The organism is Pseudomonas sp. R4-35-07, from assembly GCF_003852235.1.
In the GTDB taxonomy this organism is placed as follows: domain Bacteria; phylum Pseudomonadota; class Gammaproteobacteria; order Pseudomonadales; family Pseudomonadaceae; genus Aquipseudomonas.
This window is the reverse complement of record NZ_CP027732.1, coordinates 4,728,042-4,742,358: the sequence shown is the minus strand read 5'-3', so window position 1 is coordinate 4,742,358 and position 14,317 is coordinate 4,728,042. Positions and strand designations below refer to the sequence as shown.

The window sequence follows — 14,317 nt, the reverse complement described above, 5'->3', positions numbered from 1 at the left end:
GGAGTTACACCATGGCTGTTCAACGTACTTTCTCCATCATCAAGCCTGACGCTGTTGCAAAAAACGTCATCGGCGAGATCACCACTCGTTTCGAAAAAGCCGGCCTGAAGGTTGTAGCTTCGAAACTCAAGCAACTGTCCAAGGCTGAAGCTGAAGGCTTCTACGCTGAGCACAGCGCTCGTGGCTTTTTCGGCGACCTGGTTGCCTTCATGATCTCCGGTCCTGTTGTTGTTCAGGTTCTGGAAGGCGAAAACGCTATCGCTCTGAACCGTGAGCTGATGGGCGCTACCAACCCTAAAGAAGCTGCTGCCGGCACCATCCGTGCTGACTTCGCTGAATCCATCGACGCTAACGCTGTACACGGTTCGGACTCCGAAGCCGCTGCTGCTCGCGAAATCTCGTACTTCTTCGCAGCTACCGAAGTAACCGCTCGCTAAGCATCGGCTTAAAGAGTGAGGGTGAATCCATGACAACATCGACTGTTAAAACCAACCTGCTGGGTCTGACTCAGCCGGAAATGGAGAAATTCTTCGACTCAATCGGGGAGAAGCGTTTCCGTGCCGGTCAGGTAATGAAGTGGATTCACCACTTTGGCGTCGACGATTTCGACGCCATGACGAACGTCAGCAAGGCCTTGCGCGATAAGCTAAAGGCTATTGCTGAGGTGCGTGGTCCTGAAGTAGTCAGCGAAGACATCTCCACCGATGGCACCCGTAAGTGGGTGGTGCGCGTGGCGTCCGGCAGCTGCGTCGAGACCGTGTACATTCCCCAGGGCAAGCGCGGCACCTTATGCGTTTCGTCCCAGGCAGGCTGTGCCCTGGACTGCAGTTTCTGCTCCACCGGCAAGCAAGGCTTCAATAGCAACCTCACCGCCGCCGAAGTCATCGGCCAGGTGTGGATTGCCAACAAATCCTTTGGCAGCGTCCCGGCGACCGTCGACCGTGCCATCACCAACGTGGTGATGATGGGCATGGGTGAGCCGCTGCTGAACTTCGACAACGTGATTGCGGCCATGCACCTGATGATGGACGACCTGGGCTACGGCATCTCCAAGCGCCGTGTGACCCTGTCGACCTCCGGCGTGGTACCGATGATCGATGAGCTGGCCAAGCACATCGACGTTTCCCTGGCGTTGTCGCTGCACGCACCGAATGACGCATTGCGTAACCAATTGGTGCCGATCAACAAGAAGTATCCGCTTAAGATGCTGCTCGAATCTTGCCAGCGCTACATGGCGACTTTGGGCGAGAAGCGTGTGCTGACCATTGAGTACACCATGCTCAAGGACATCAACGACAAGGTCGAGCACGCGGTTGAGATGATCGAGCTGCTCAAGAACACCCCGTGCAAGATCAACCTGATTCCGTTCAACCCGTTTCCCCATTCTGGCTACGAGCGGCCGAGCAACAACGCCATCCGCCGTTTCCAGGATCAACTGCACCAGGCCGGCTACAACGTCACCGTCCGCACCACCCGCGGTGAAGACATCGACGCCGCCTGTGGCCAATTGGTAGGGCAGGTGCTGGATCGCACCCGTCGCAGTGAGCGTTACATCGCCGTGCGTGAGTTGAGCGCCGCCGACGATGCACCGCAAAGCGCTGCAAATCGAAACTGAGAGAGGACCTCTATGCCCTTGCGCCTTGCGCTGCTGTTGCTTGTTACCGGTCTTGCGACCGGTTGTGTTTCATCGGGCCATGACAGCCCTTTGCAAACCGGCAAGGGTCGTGACGCGGCGCGAGCGGCCTATGTGCAACTGGGCTTGGGCTATGTGCAACAAGGCATGAACGAGCAGGCCAAGGTGCCCTTGAAAAAGGCCCTCGAGCTGGAGGCCGATGATGCTGATGCCAATGCCGCGCTGGCGCTGGTGTTCAAGGCGCAGGCCGAGCCCGAGTTGGCAGATCAGTATTTCACCAAGGCGCTGGCTTCCCGTCCTGGCGACGCCCGGTTGCTGAACAACTACGGCAGCTTCCTGTTCGAGCAGAAGCGTTATGAGCAGGCCGCCGTTTATTTCCGGCAGGCCAGTACCGATACCCTTTATCCTGAGCGTTCGCGCGTCTTCGAGAACCTTGGGGTGACGTCGGTACACCTCGGCCAGCGCGAGCTTGCGCGCCAGCAACTGGAAAAAGCCCTGCTCCTGAACGCTCGCCAGCCACGCGCTTTGCTTGAAATGGCTGAGTTGTCTTACGAAGACAGGCATTATGTGCCGGCACGCGACTATTACGAGCGTTTCAGCCGGCTCAGCGGGCACAATGCACGTAGTCTGTTGCTCGGTGTGCGCCTGGCGACGGTTCATGAAGAACGCGACACGGCCGCACGTTTTGGCCAGCAACTCGAACGACTCTATCCCGGTACGCCGGAATATCAGCAATACCTGTCGGAGCAATGATGAAAGCCGCGCACCCGGAAGTTGTAGCAGCTAATCGCGTCAACCCAGGCGAGACCTTGCGTCAGGCCCGCGAAAGCAATGGTTGGTCGCTGGCGGAAGTGGCCCTCAAGCTCAATTTGACCAGCACCTCCCTGGCCAACCTCGAGGCTGGCGCGTTCGACAAACTGCCTGGGCACACGTTTGCCCGCGGCTATATCCGCGCCTATGCCAAATTGCTGGGCATCGACCAGACCGCGTTGGTCCAGGCGTTCGACCAGTACACCGGCACCGACTCCCAGGGCAGTAACGTCCATGGCCTTGGGCGTATCGAAGAGCCCACTCGGGTTTCCCACACGATTTTGCGCATCGTCAGCCTGTTGCTGTTGGTTGCGGTGATCGGCGGTGGTTTCGTCTGGTGGCAAGACCAGGCCTCCCAGCGCAATAAAGACCTGACCAGCAACGCCCTGGAACACGTCGAAGTCGAAAGCGCCGACGGCACCACCCAGATTCATCCGCTGGATGAGCCGGAAGACCAGGCGGTTGCCGAATCACAAGCTGCGCCGCAAGCGCCTGCCCCCGTCGAACAGCCGGCTCCAGACGCCGGCAGCGCACCTGCTGCGACTGCGGCCGTACCCGCTCCGGCTCCAGCAGCGCCGGTTACCCAGGCCCCTGCAGCAGCCGCTCCGGCACAGGCGCCAGCGCCGGCCGCACCGGCTGCGCCCGCCATTTCGCCGCCCACCACGCCCGCATTGATCGCCGGTGACGGGCGCGTACAGATCACCTTCGTTGCCGACTGCTGGACGCAAGTCACCGATGGCAACGGCAAAGTGCTGTTCAGCGGTCTCAAGCGTAAGGGAGATACGCTTGACCAGGGCGGCAAGCCTCCTCTGACGCTGCGTCTGGGCTTCGCCCGTGGCGCGCAAGTGGCCTACAACGGCCAGCCTGTGGACGTGGCGCCGTTCACCAGTGGCGAGACAGCTCGCCTCAAGTTGGGACAATAGTCATGCACGGCGAATCTCCAATCAAACGTCGCGTATCGCGCAAGATCTGGGTCGGCTCGGTGCCGGTGGGCGGCGATGCCCCCATCGCGGTGCAGAGCATGACCAACAGCGACACCAATGACGTGGCCGCCACCGTCGCCCAGATCAATCGTCTGGAAGCGGCTGGCGTGGACATCGTGCGGGTTTCCGTACCGGACATGGACGCTGCTGAAGCGTTCGGCCGTATCAAGCAATTGGTCAAGGTGCCACTGGTTGCCGACATTCACTTCGACTACAGGATTGCGTTGCGCGTAGCCGAACTGGGCGTGGACTGCCTGCGCATCAACCCGGGCAACATCGGTCGTGAAGACCGTGTGCGCGCTGTGGTCGATGCGGCCCGTGATCGCGGCATTCCCATCCGCATCGGCGTTAACGCCGGGTCGCTGGAAAAAGACCTGCAAAAGAAATACGGCGAGCCGACCCCTGCGGCGCTGGTCGAGTCGGCCCTGCGCCACGTTGAACACCTCGAACGCCTGAATTTCCAGGACTTCAAGGTCAGCGTAAAGGCTTCCGACGTGTTCATGGCCGTAGAAGCCTACCGCCTGCTGGCCAAGGAAATCGTACAGCCGCTGCACCTGGGCATTACTGAAGCGGGCGGTTTACGCTCAGGCACAGTGAAATCTGCGGTGGGTCTCGGTATGCTGCTCGCCGAAGGGATTGGCGATACTATCCGCATCTCTCTGGCGGCAGACCCCGTAGAGGAAGTGAAGGTCGGTTACGACATTCTCAAATCCCTGCGTTTGCGTTCCCGTGGCATCAACTTCATTGCCTGTCCGAGCTGCTCGCGGCAGAACTTCGACGTGGTGAAAACCATGAACGACCTGGAGTTGCGTCTCGAAGACCTGCTGGTGCCGCTGGATGTGGCGGTGATCGGTTGCGTGGTCAACGGACCGGGCGAAGCCAAAGAGGCACATGTGGGCTTGACCGGCGGTACCCCGAACCTGATTTATATCGACGGCAAGCCGTCGCAGAAATTGACGAATGACAATCTGGTGGATGAGCTGGAAAAGCTGATCCGCCAGAAAGCGGCCGAAAAGGTCGCCGCTGATGCAGCGCTGATCGCTCGCGGCTGATTGAACGAATTTAAGGATTTGATGTGAGCAAGTCTCTGCAAGCCATTCGTGGCATGAACGACATCCTGCCGGAGCAGACGCCACTGTGGCGCTATTTCGAGAGCACGGTCGCGCGCCTGCTGGATAACTACGGTTACAAGCAGATTCGTATGCCGATCGTTGAATTCACCGAGCTGTTCAAGCGCTCCATCGGTGAAGTGACCGACATCGTCGAAAAAGAGATGTACACCTTTGAAGACCGTAACGGCGACTCCCTGACCCTGCGTCCGGAAGGCACCGCCGCGTGCGTTCGCGCTGTGCTGGAGCATGGCATCACTGGTGGCGGCCAGACCCAGAAACTGTGGTACATCGGCCCGATGTTCCGCCACGAGCGTCCGCAGAAAGGCCGTTATCGCCAGTTCCACCAGATCGGTTGTGAAGTCTTCAACCTGGACGGTCCGGACATTGACGCCGAACTGATCGTGCTGACCTGGCGCCTGTGGGGCCAGTTGGGCATCCGCGACGCGGTCAAGCTCGAACTCAACAGCCTGGGCACCAGTGAGTCCCGTGGCCGCTACCGGGTCGCCCTGGTGGAGTACCTGTCTGCCCACCTGGATAAATTGGACGAAGACAGCCAGCGCCGCCTGAAGACCAACCCGTTGCGCGTGCTTGATACCAAGAACGCCGACACCCAGGCCGTGCTGGTCGATGCGCCGAAAATGGCCGATTACCTGGACGAAGAATCCCGCACGCACTTCGAGGGCCTCAAGGCTCGCCTGGATGCGGCGGGTATCCCGTATGTGATCAACCCGAAGCTGGTGCGCGGCCTCGATTACTACAGCAAGACCGTGTTCGAATGGGTCACCGACAAACTCGGCGCCCAAGGCACCGTGTGTGCCGGTGGTCGTTACGACGGCCTGGTCGAGCAAATGGGCGGCAAGCCGACCGCAGGCGTGGGTTTCGCTATGGGCATCGAGCGGCTGATCCTGCTGCTGGAGACCCTGGAGCAAGTGCCCGAAGAGATTTCCCGTCAGGTGGACGTGTATCTTTGTGCTTTTGGCGAGGCCGCCGAACTGGCTGCGTTGGCCCTGAGCGAAAAAGTGCGCGACCAGCTGCCGAACCTGCGTCTGCAGATCAATGCCGGTGCGGGTAGCTTCAAGAGCCAGTTCAAGAAAGCCGACAAGAGCGGCGCGTTGTATGCGCTGATCCTCGGCGATGACGAATTGGCCCAGCAAGTGATAGGTTTCAAACCCCTGCGTGGTCAGGGCGAACAACAGAACATTGCCTTTGATGCGCTCGCTGCGCACCTGGCCACCTGCGTCGTGCAGGGTTGAAGCTGTCGAACAGCCGAATTTAGCGATTAAGGAGTATTGGGGTGTCGAGTACTGATGATGAGCAACTGGCCGAGTTCAAGGACTGGTGGCAGCGTAACGGCAAGCCCCTGGTTACTGGCGGTCTGCTGGCTTTAGTGGTGGTGTTCGGCTGGCAGGCCTGGACCAAGTATCAGGCCAACCAGTCCCAGGGCGCCTCGATCGTTTATCAGCAGTTGCTGGAAACTACCCTGACGCCGGACGGCAAGCCCGACCCTGCCCAAGTGGCAGACCTGGCCGGCAAGCTGAAGAACGAATTTGGCGGTACTGCCTACGCGCAGTACGGCAGCCTGTTCGTCGCGAAAGTCGCGGTCGACACCGGCAAGCTCGATGATGCAGCCACTGAGCTCAAGGCCATCGCCGACAAACCGACCAACCCGACCCTGGGTGAAATCGCACGTCAGCGCCTGGCACAGGTGTTGGCGGCACAGAACAAGGCTGACGAAGCACTCAAACTGCTCGACGGCGATGCTGACAAGGCATTTGTAGCCACTCGCGAAGAGCTCAAGGGCGACCTGTTGGTCCAATTGGGCCGTACCGACGAAGCCAATGCTGCGTACCAAAAAGCCAAGGCGGCGCTGTCTGATGAAGCGGCGGTCGGTGGCTTACAAATCAAGCTGGACGACTTGGCCAAAGGGGATGCGTGACGTGATCCGTTGGAAACATGCAGCATTGCTGGCTCTGGCCGTTCTGGCCGCGGGTTGCAGCAGCAACAGTAAAAAAGAACTGCCGCCTGCGGAGCTGACCAGCTTCAAGGAAGAAGTGGTCCTGCAAAAGCAGTGGAGCCGCTCCATCGGTGACGGTCAGGGTGAAACCTACAACATGCTGGTACCGGCAATTGACGGTGACAACATTGTGGCCGCTGACGTCACTGGCATCGTGACCTCCCTGGACCGCATGACCGGTGACGTGAAGTGGAAGAAAGACCTTGAGTTGCCTGTTTCCGGCGCCGTAGGCGTGGGCTACGGCATGGTCATGCTCGGCACGCTCAAGGGTGAGGTCGTGGCCCTGGATTCCAGCACCGGTGAAGAGAAATGGCGCGCTCGCGTGACCAGTGAAGTCCTCGCACCGCCTGCCACCAACGGCGATGTCGTCGTGGTGCAAACCCAGGATGACCGTGTGATCGGTCTGGATGCGACTACCGGCAACCAGCGCTGGTTGTACGACAGCACCCCGGCCGTGTTGACCTTGCGCGGTACCAGCGGTCCGATTGTGACCAACAATCTGGCCGTTGCGGGCCTGTCGACCGGTAAAGTGGTCGCCCTGAATACCCAGAACGGCGTGCCTGCCTGGGAAACCCGCGTAGCTATCCCGCAAGGTCGCTCCGAGCTGGATCGCGTGGTGGACATCGACGGCGGCCTGTTGCTGTCCGGCGAGACCCTCTACGTTGCCACTTATCAGGGCCGTGTCGCGGCACTGGACCTGCAGAGCGGCCGGGTCAACTGGCAGCGTGATGCTTCCAGCTACGCCGGTGTCGCCCAAGGGTTCGGCAGCGTCTATGTGAGCCTGGCGTCCGGCACCGTTGAAAGTGTCGACGAGCGTTCCACCACGGCACTGTGGAGCAACGACTCCCTGGCTCGCCGTCAACTGTCGGCCCCGGAAGTCTTTTCCAGCTACGTAGCGGTCGGTGACTTCGAAGGCTACCTGCACCTGCTGAGCCAGGTGGACGGTCGCTTTGTAGGTCGCGAGCGTATCGACAGCGACGGCTTGCGTGCGCGTCCGCTGGTGGTGGGTAACATGCTTTATGTGTATGGCAACAGCGGCAAGCTGGAAGCCCTGACCATCAAGTAAGAACTATGCTTGGGGGCTTAGCCCTCTGGCAGCTTCACCTGTAGGAGCGAGCTTGCTCGCGAAAATCGTCAACGATGACGCGTGCTGTCTGAACAAACGCGGAGCCTTTGCGTTTTTCGCGAGCAAGTTCGCTCCTACAGTCGAGCACCAGCCGCTGCCCTGCAGCGGCTTTTGTATTTTCTGAAATAACGAAGTGGAGAGCCGCATGGTTCCCGTAATTGCCCTGGTGGGCCGACCTAACGTCGGCAAGTCCACCTTGTTCAACCGCCTGACCAGGACTCGCGACGCCATCGTCGGCGACTTGTCCGGTCTTACCCGTGATCGCCAATACGGTGAGGCAAAGTGGCAAGGGCGCTCCTACATTATTGTCGACACCGGTGGTATCTCCGGTGACGAACATGGCATGGACGAAAAAATGGCCGAGCAGTCGCTGCTGGCCATTGAAGAAGCCGATGTCGTGTTGTTCCTGGTGGACGCCCGTGCGGGCTACACCGCTGCCGACCAGATGATTGGCGAGCACCTGCGCAAGCGCAACAAGCGTTCCTACCTGGTCGCGAACAAGATCGATAACATCGATCCTGAGGCGGCCCGTGCCGAATTCAGCCCGATGGGCCTGGGCGATGCGATCCCGGTTGCCGGTGCCCACGGTCGCGGCATCACGCAGATGCTGGAAATTGCCCTCAGCACCTTTCCCAAGGATGACGATGAGGAAGAGGAGGGTGAGGAGGAGATCGTCGCCGAAGGCGAGGAAGCCAAGCGCATTCCTGGCCCGAGCGAAAAAGACGGTATCAAGATCGCCATCATCGGCCGCCCTAACGTCGGCAAGTCTACCCTGGTCAACCGTATGCTCGGTGAAGACCGGGTAATCGTCTATGACGAACCCGGCACCACCCGCGACAGCATCTACATCCCGTTCGAGCGTAACGACGAGAAGTACACGCTGATCGACACCGCCGGTGTGCGCAAGCGCGGCAAGATCCACGAAGAAGTTGAAAAATTCTCCGTGGTCAAAACCCTGCAGGCGATCAAAGACGCCAACGTGGTGATCTTCGTGATGGACGCCCGCGAAGGCGTAGTGGACCACGACCTGAACCTGCTGGGCTTCGCCCTGGAAGCCGGTCGTGCGCTGGTGATCGCGATCAACAAGTGGGACGGCATGACGCCGAGCGAGCGCGATTTCGTCAAGATCGAGCTGCAGCGTCGCCTGTTCTTCGTTGAGTTCGCCGATATCCACTTCATCTCGGCACTGCACGGCACTGGCGTGGGCAACCTCTACGCGTCCGTACAGAACTCGTTCAAGTCCGCGGTCACCCGCTGGCCGACCAACCGTCTCACCCAGATCCTGGAAGACGCGGTGGGCGAGCACGCGCCGCCGATGGTCAACAACCGCCGCATCAAACTGCGTTACGCCCACTTGGGTGGTGCCAACCCGCCGATTATCGTGATCCACGGTAACCAGATCGAGAAGGTGCCCAAGTCCTATGTGCGTTACCTGGAAAACACCTACCGCCGTGTCTTGAAACTGGTCGGTACGCCGATCCGTATCGAGTTCAAGGGCGGCGAGAACCCATACGAAGGCAACAAGAACAGCCTTACCGACCGCCAGGTCAACAAGAAGCGTCGGATGATGACGCATCACAAGAAAGCCGATAAAAAGCGCCGTGATAAGAAATAGCGGCAGCGCCAAGTTGTAAGCTACAAGCTGCAAGAAAGGGCTCCGTTCGAGCCCTTTTTTGTGCGCGACGGTTGACCAGCTTGTAGCTTGAAGCTTAAAACTTGCAGCTCACCCGAGGGGCGCTCCCATGATCACCAGCAAGCTGCCGAATGTCGGCACGACCATTTTCACCAGCATGTCGCAGTTGGCGGCCGAAACCGGCGCAATCAACCTGTCCCAGGGTTTTCCTGACTTCAATGGCCCTCAAGACTTGCTCGACGCCGTGGGTCGGCACGTCGCCAACGGCCATAACCAATACGCACCGATGAGCGGTTTGCCCGCGCTGCGCCAGCAGGTGGTGGCGAAGATTGCCCGCAGCTACGGTGTCAGCGTCGATGCCGACCGTGAAGTAACCATTACGCCGGGCGCCACCCAAGGCATTTTCTGCGCTATCCAGGCGGTTATTCGCAACGGTGACGAAGTGATCATCTTCGACCCTTGCTACGACAGCTACGCGCCCTCGGTAGAGCTGGCCGGCGGGCGCTGCGTGCATGTGCAGCTGGGCCTGCAGGATTTCAGCCTGGACTTGGAGCGCATCAAGGCCGCGCTGTCGCCGCGCACGCGCATGATTGTGCTCAATACCCCGCACAATCCCAGCGGCGCGCTGGTCAGCCGTGAGGAACTGGACCAACTGGCCGAGCTGATTCGCGGACGCGATATCTATCTGCTCAGCGATGAAGTGTATGAACACCTGGTGTTCGACGACGTGCCCCACGTCAGCGTGCTCGCCCACGAGGAGCTGTACCCGCGTGCGTTCGTGGTCAGCTCGTTCGGCAAGACCTATCACGTCACGGGCTGGAAAACCGGCTATGTGGTTGCACCGCCGGCCCTCACTGCCGAACTGCGCAAGGTGCATCAATACGTCAGTTTCTGTGGCGTGACGCCGTTGCAGTACGCCCTAGCCGACTTTATGGCCGAGCACCCGGAGCACGTGGCTGCGCTGCCGGCGTTCTACCAAGCCAAGCGCGACCTGTTCTGCCGGTTGCTGGCGCCGTCGCGGTTCAGCTTCAGCCCATCGGCAGGGACTTACTTTCAACTGGTGGATTATTCCCGGATTCGCCCGGACCTGGATGATGTCGCCATGTCCGAATGGATGACCCGCGAACACGGCGTGGCGTCGATTCCTATCTCTGTGTTCTACCGCAACCCACCCCAAGGCCAGCGCCTGGTGCGCCTGTGCTTTGCCAAACGCGAGGAAACGCTGCAACAGGCGGCGGAAAAACTATGCGTGATTTGAGCGCCTTGCCAGACCTGAACATTGCCCTGATCCAAACCACCCTGGCGTGGCACGACCGCCAGGCCAATCTTGAGCATTTCGAGCTGTTGCTGGAGCAGGCCAGCGGCGTCGACCTGATTGTATTGCCGGAAATGTTCACCACCGGTTTCTCCATGGAATCGGCTTCCCTGGCCGAACCGGAAAACGGCCCGACGCACCGTTGGCTTCAGGCCCAGGCCGCGAAATACAGCGCCGTGATCACGGGCAGTGTGATCATTCAGGCGGCGGACGGCAGCCACCGTAACCGCCTGCTCTGGGCGCGGCCTGACGGTGAGGTGCTGCATTACGACAAGCGCCACCTGTTCCGCATGGCCGGCGAGCACGATCACTACACCCCCGGCGAACGTCAGGTGCAGTTCGAGTTGAAGGGCTGGCGTATTCGGCCGTTGATTTGCTACGACCTGCGCTTCCCGGTGTGGAGTCGCGATGCCCAGGACACCGACTTGTTGCTTTACACCGCCAATTGGCCGGGGGCGCGGCGTCAGCATTGGAATCGACTGTTGCCGGCGAGGGCTATTGAAAACCTGTGCTATGTGGCTGCGGTAAATCGGGTGGGTACCGACGGCAAGGGTTTTGCCTACACCGGCGATAGCCAGGTGCTGGACTTCCAGGGCGAGACGTTGCTGAGTGCGGGGGAGGCGGATGGGGTGTTTCAGGTGAAGCTGGATGCGGCTGAGTTGGCGGCGTATCGCACGCGCTTTCCGGCGAACCTGGATGCCGATAGCTTTCAATTTGTCTGACGGACCGCCATCGGGGGCTAGATCGTCCCCACGCTCTGCGTGGGAACGCCTCCTGTGACGCTCCGCGTCACGACTTTAAGGGCAGACGCAGAGCGTCCAGGGCTGCATTCCCACGCGGAGCGTGGGAATGATCAGGGCTGGTGCTTACGCCGCTTTCGCTTCCTGCTGGCTCAGCGAGCGGTTCAGCGCACTGAACAGCGCCTTGAAGCTCGCGGTGGTGATGTTTTCATCAATCCCCACGCCATGCACCGGACGCTCGCCATTTACGCGCAGTTCGATGTACGCCGCCGCTTTGGCGTTGGTACCCGCCCCAATCGCGTGCTCGTTGTAGTCCATGATCTCCACACCAATCGGCAAGCCCGCCACCAGCGCTTCCAGCGCGCCGTTGCCTTTGCCTTTCCAGTGCAGGTTGGTTTCGCCTTGGCCCTTGCCGGAGACTTCCACTTCGACATAGCTGTTGCCGTTTTCTTCCTGCAGGCGATGGCTGACCAGCGCGTACGGGGTGTTGGCCTGCAAGTATTCGCGTTGCAGCAAGGCGTAGATCTGCGGTGCGGTCATTTCAAGGCCGACGCGGTCGGTTTCAGCCTGCACCACCTGGCTGAATTCTATTTGCATGCGGCGTGGCAGGCTGATGTCGTATTCCTGCTCCAGCAGGTAGGCAATACCGCCCTTGCCCGACTGGCTGTTCACACGGATCACCGCCTCGTAGCTGCGGCCGATGTCTGCCGGGTCGATCGGCAAGTATGGCACTTCCCACAGCGCATCGTCTTTCTGCTGGGAGAAGCCCTTGCGGATCGCATCCTGGTGCGAGCCGGAGAACGCGGTGTGCACCAGGTCGCCAACGTAGGGGTGACGTGGGTGCACCTGGATCTGGTTGCACTCCTCGACGACTTTGCGCACGCCGTCGATATCGGAGAAATCCAGCTGCGGGTCGAGGCCCTGGGTGTACATGTTCAGCGCCACGGTGACCAGGTCGACGTTACCGGTACGCTCGCCGTTGCCGAACAGGCAGCCTTCGACACGATCGGCGCCGGCCATCAGGCCCAGCTCGGTGGCGGCGACGCCGGTGCCACGGTCGTTGTGGGTGTGCAGGCTGATGATCACGCTGTCACGGCGGTTGATATGGCGACCGAACCACTCGATCTGGTCGGCATAGATGTTCGGCGTAGCGCACTCAACAGTGGCCGGCAGGTTGAGGATCATCTTGTGCTCGGGCGTCGGGTTCCACACCTCGATCACCGCGTCACAGACTTCCTTGGCAAACTCCAGCTCAGTGGCGCTGAAGGTCTCCGGCGAGTATTCGAAGGTCCACTGGGTTTGCGGCTGCTGCGCGGCGTATTTGACGAACAGTTTGGCGGCGTTGACTGCAATGGCCTTGACGCCGTCCTTGTCCTGGTTGAACACGATGCGGCGGAACGACGGCGAAGTGGCGTTGTACAAGTGCACGATGGCTTTCTTAGCCCCGCGCAGGGATTCGAAGGTTCGTGCGATCAAGTCTTCACGGCCCTGGGTCAGCACCTGGATGGTGGTGTCCTCGGGGATGTGGTTGTCTTCGATCAGGGTGCGTACGAAATCGAAATCGGTTTGCGACGCGGCCGGGAAGGACGCTTCGATTTCCTTCACGCCGACGGCGACCAGGGTCTTCCAGAAGCGCAGCTTTTTCGCGGCATCCATCGGTTCGATCAGCGACTGGTTGCCATCACGCAAGTCCGAGCTGCACCAGATCGGCGCAGTGGTGATGGTTTTGGACGGCCAGGTGCGGTCCGGGATATCGATGATCGGAAACGCACGGTATTTCGAAGACGGGTCTTTGAGCATGCTCATCGGGAAATCCTTTGTTGTAGGGGCCGAGAAAAGGCGGCCTGCCGTAGAACTGTTATTGGGGATAAAGCTTAAGACGAGGCAGATCGATTCAGCTTGGCAGTCGTGCGCTGACCAGGCACAGGCTGCGGTGCTGACGAAGCTGAATGAGGGTGTGAGAGGTTTTCATAAGCCCAACCCTAACCGTCGGGGTGAAAGATGGCAAGCAGTCGCGAAAAATTGAGATAAGTTCTGCTATTCGCGTAGGAATAGAGATTTTATGGCTGAAAACTCGGCGTTGACTGACTTTAATTGCGCAGCCTTTATTGACTGCGCAATTGGCCCATTCAGGGCTGGAAAGCGCCGATGAAGATCGCCGGGTCGACTCGTGCGTCGTTAAGGCTGACGTTCCAATGCATATGCGGCCCGGTTGCCCGACCGGTCGAGCCGACCTTTCCCACCACCGCGCCACGCGTCAGTTGGTCGCCGACTTTCACATCGATATTCGACATGTGGCAGAACATGCTGATAAAGCCCTGCCCATGGTCGACGAACACGGTGTTGCCGTTGAAGAAGTAGTTGCCGGTCAGGATCACCTTGCCAGCCGCCGGGGTCTTGATCGGCGTACCTGCGCCAACGGCAAAATCCAGACCCGAATGCGGATTGCGCTCCTCGCCATTAAAGAAACGTCTTACCCCGAACTTGCTCGACAGCGGCCCGTTGACCGGCTTGTCCAGCAGCAGGTTGCTCGGCGTAGTCGGGCTGAAACTGCGATAGGCCTTGAGCTGCACGGCCAGTTCGGCCTCGATTCGTTTGAGTTGCGCCGGTTGAGGGTTGACCTGGCTTTTGTTTTTCAAGGTGATGCGTTGCTCGGGGTATTTCTTGAATCCCACCACGAACGGCAGTTGCTGCCCGCCGTAGACGATGCGTTCGGTGCCGGGCTTGACCGTCAGTGGGATCCCTACAATCGCCAGCCAATTGTTTTGCTCTTTTACCACCAGCACCGGTCTGTTCAGGTAGGTGGCCTTGGGCGCGGTTGCCGCAGGCCCCAGGTCCACCACCGCTACGCCACCGGGCACCGGCTTGTTCAACAGGCGCGTGATGTAGCTGTCGGCGTGGGCATTGAAGGTCAGGCAAACGAGCATCAACAGGCCGAGGAAACGTGGCAT

At 60.0% G+C, this 14,317-nt stretch carries 13 protein-coding genes; 11 read left to right on the top strand and 2 right to left on the bottom strand.

What is annotated here, in order from left to right:
* Nucleotides 1–11 precede the first annotated feature (11 nt).
* The 11 genes from ndk to C4J89_RS21565 all read left to right on the top strand — a co-directional run bounded on the left by ndk (nucleotide 12) and on the right by C4J89_RS21565 (nucleotide 11,348).
* Nucleotides 12–437 (top strand): nucleoside-diphosphate kinase, encoded by a 426-nt coding sequence (gene ndk, locus C4J89_RS21615; protein WP_003175956.1) that lies wholly within the window; start codon nucleotides 12–14, stop codon nucleotides 435–437.
* A gap of 29 nt (nucleotides 438–466) precedes the next feature.
* Nucleotides 467–1,615: a 23S rRNA (adenine(2503)-C(2))-methyltransferase RlmN gene (rlmN, locus tag C4J89_RS21610; protein WP_124371765.1), complete on the top strand. Its 1,149-nt coding sequence runs from the start codon at nucleotides 467–469 to the stop codon at nucleotides 1,613–1,615.
* 12 nt (nucleotides 1,616–1,627) lie between these two features.
* Nucleotides 1,628–2,386, top strand: coding sequence for a type IV pilus biogenesis/stability protein PilW (gene pilW / locus C4J89_RS21605; RefSeq protein ID WP_124364295.1), 759 nt, complete (start codon nucleotides 1,628–1,630; stop codon nucleotides 2,384–2,386).
* Nucleotides 2,386–3,366: a RodZ family helix-turn-helix domain-containing protein gene (locus C4J89_RS21600; protein WP_124415535.1), complete on the top strand. Its 981-nt coding sequence runs from the start codon at nucleotides 2,386–2,388 to the stop codon at nucleotides 3,364–3,366. Before pilW ends, C4J89_RS21600 begins: the two co-directional genes overlap by 1 nt.
* A gap of 2 nt (nucleotides 3,367–3,368) precedes the next feature.
* Nucleotides 3,369–4,478, top strand: a complete 1,110-nt coding sequence (ispG, locus tag C4J89_RS21595) for a flavodoxin-dependent (E)-4-hydroxy-3-methylbut-2-enyl-diphosphate synthase (RefSeq protein WP_124368256.1) — start codon at nucleotides 3,369–3,371, stop codon at nucleotides 4,476–4,478.
* A 23-nt stretch (nucleotides 4,479–4,501) separates the two neighbouring features.
* Nucleotides 4,502–5,791, top strand: coding sequence for a histidine--tRNA ligase (hisS, locus tag C4J89_RS21590; protein WP_124364293.1), 1,290 nt, complete (start codon nucleotides 4,502–4,504; stop codon nucleotides 5,789–5,791).
* 41 nt (nucleotides 5,792–5,832) lie between these two features.
* The gene (locus tag C4J89_RS21585) at nucleotides 5,833–6,474 is read left to right on the top strand and encodes a YfgM family protein (RefSeq protein ID WP_124364292.1); all 642 of its coding nucleotides are present in this window, start codon (nucleotides 5,833–5,835) and stop codon (nucleotides 6,472–6,474) included.
* A complete protein-coding gene (bamB, locus tag C4J89_RS21580; RefSeq protein ID WP_124415534.1) occupies nucleotides 6,467–7,618 on the top strand; it encodes an outer membrane protein assembly factor BamB in 1,152 nt (383 codons plus the stop codon). Before C4J89_RS21585 ends, bamB begins: the two co-directional genes overlap by 8 nt.
* Nucleotides 7,619–7,823: 205 nt before the next feature.
* Complete coding sequence (gene der, locus C4J89_RS21575; protein WP_124364290.1) at nucleotides 7,824–9,293, top strand: ribosome biogenesis GTPase Der; 1,470 nt, start codon at nucleotides 7,824–7,826, stop codon at nucleotides 9,291–9,293.
* A 127-nt stretch (nucleotides 9,294–9,420) separates the two neighbouring features.
* On the top strand, nucleotides 9,421–10,569 hold the full coding sequence (locus tag C4J89_RS21570) for a pyridoxal phosphate-dependent aminotransferase (protein WP_124364289.1): 1,149 nt from the start codon (nucleotides 9,421–9,423) through the stop codon (nucleotides 10,567–10,569).
* Nucleotides 10,557–11,348: an amidohydrolase gene (locus C4J89_RS21565; protein ID WP_124415533.1), complete on the top strand. Its 792-nt coding sequence runs from the start codon at nucleotides 10,557–10,559 to the stop codon at nucleotides 11,346–11,348. The genes C4J89_RS21570 and C4J89_RS21565 overlap by 13 nt, the downstream gene beginning before the upstream one ends.
* Nucleotides 11,349–11,492: 144 nt before the next feature.
* On the opposite strand, the gene leuA is transcribed toward C4J89_RS21565, so the two are convergent.
* Together leuA and C4J89_RS21550 are read right to left on the bottom strand one after the other, a co-directional pair.
* Nucleotides 11,493–13,172, bottom strand: a complete 1,680-nt coding sequence (gene leuA, locus C4J89_RS21560; protein ID WP_124364287.1) for a 2-isopropylmalate synthase — start codon at nucleotides 13,170–13,172, stop codon at nucleotides 11,493–11,495.
* Nucleotides 13,173–13,495: 323 nt separating this feature from the next.
* Complete coding sequence (locus C4J89_RS21550) at nucleotides 13,496–14,317, bottom strand: peptidoglycan DD-metalloendopeptidase family protein (RefSeq protein WP_124415532.1); 822 nt, start codon at nucleotides 14,315–14,317, stop codon at nucleotides 13,496–13,498.

Bases quoted from the DNA above. Each gene is read 5' to 3' on its own strand.
- ndk (WP_003175956.1), top strand. From the start codon at position 12: ATGGCTGTTCAACGTACTTTCTCCATCATCAAGCCTGACGCTGTTGCA.
- rlmN (WP_124371765.1), top strand. From the start codon at position 467: ATGACAACATCGACTGTTAAAACCAACCTGCTGGGTCTGACTCAGCCG.
- pilW (WP_124364295.1), top strand. From the start codon at position 1,628: ATGCCCTTGCGCCTTGCGCTGCTGTTGCTTGTTACCGGTCTTGCGACC.
- C4J89_RS21600 (WP_124415535.1), top strand. From the start codon at position 2,386: ATGAAAGCCGCGCACCCGGAAGTTGTAGCAGCTAATCGCGTCAACCCA.
- ispG (WP_124368256.1), top strand. From the start codon at position 3,369: ATGCACGGCGAATCTCCAATCAAACGTCGCGTATCGCGCAAGATCTGG.
- bamB (WP_124415534.1), top strand. From the start codon at position 6,467: ATGCGTGACGTGATCCGTTGGAAACATGCAGCATTGCTGGCTCTGGCC.
- der (WP_124364290.1), top strand. From the start codon at position 7,824: ATGGTTCCCGTAATTGCCCTGGTGGGCCGACCTAACGTCGGCAAGTCC.
- C4J89_RS21570 (WP_124364289.1), top strand. From the start codon at position 9,421: ATGATCACCAGCAAGCTGCCGAATGTCGGCACGACCATTTTCACCAGC.
- C4J89_RS21565 (WP_124415533.1), top strand. From the start codon at position 10,557: ATGCGTGATTTGAGCGCCTTGCCAGACCTGAACATTGCCCTGATCCAA.
- leuA (WP_124364287.1), bottom strand. From the start codon at position 13,172: ATGAGCATGCTCAAAGACCCGTCTTCGAAATACCGTGCGTTTCCGATC.
- C4J89_RS21550 (WP_124415532.1), bottom strand. From the start codon at position 14,317: ATGCCACGTTTCCTCGGCCTGTTGATGCTCGTTTGCCTGACCTTCAAT.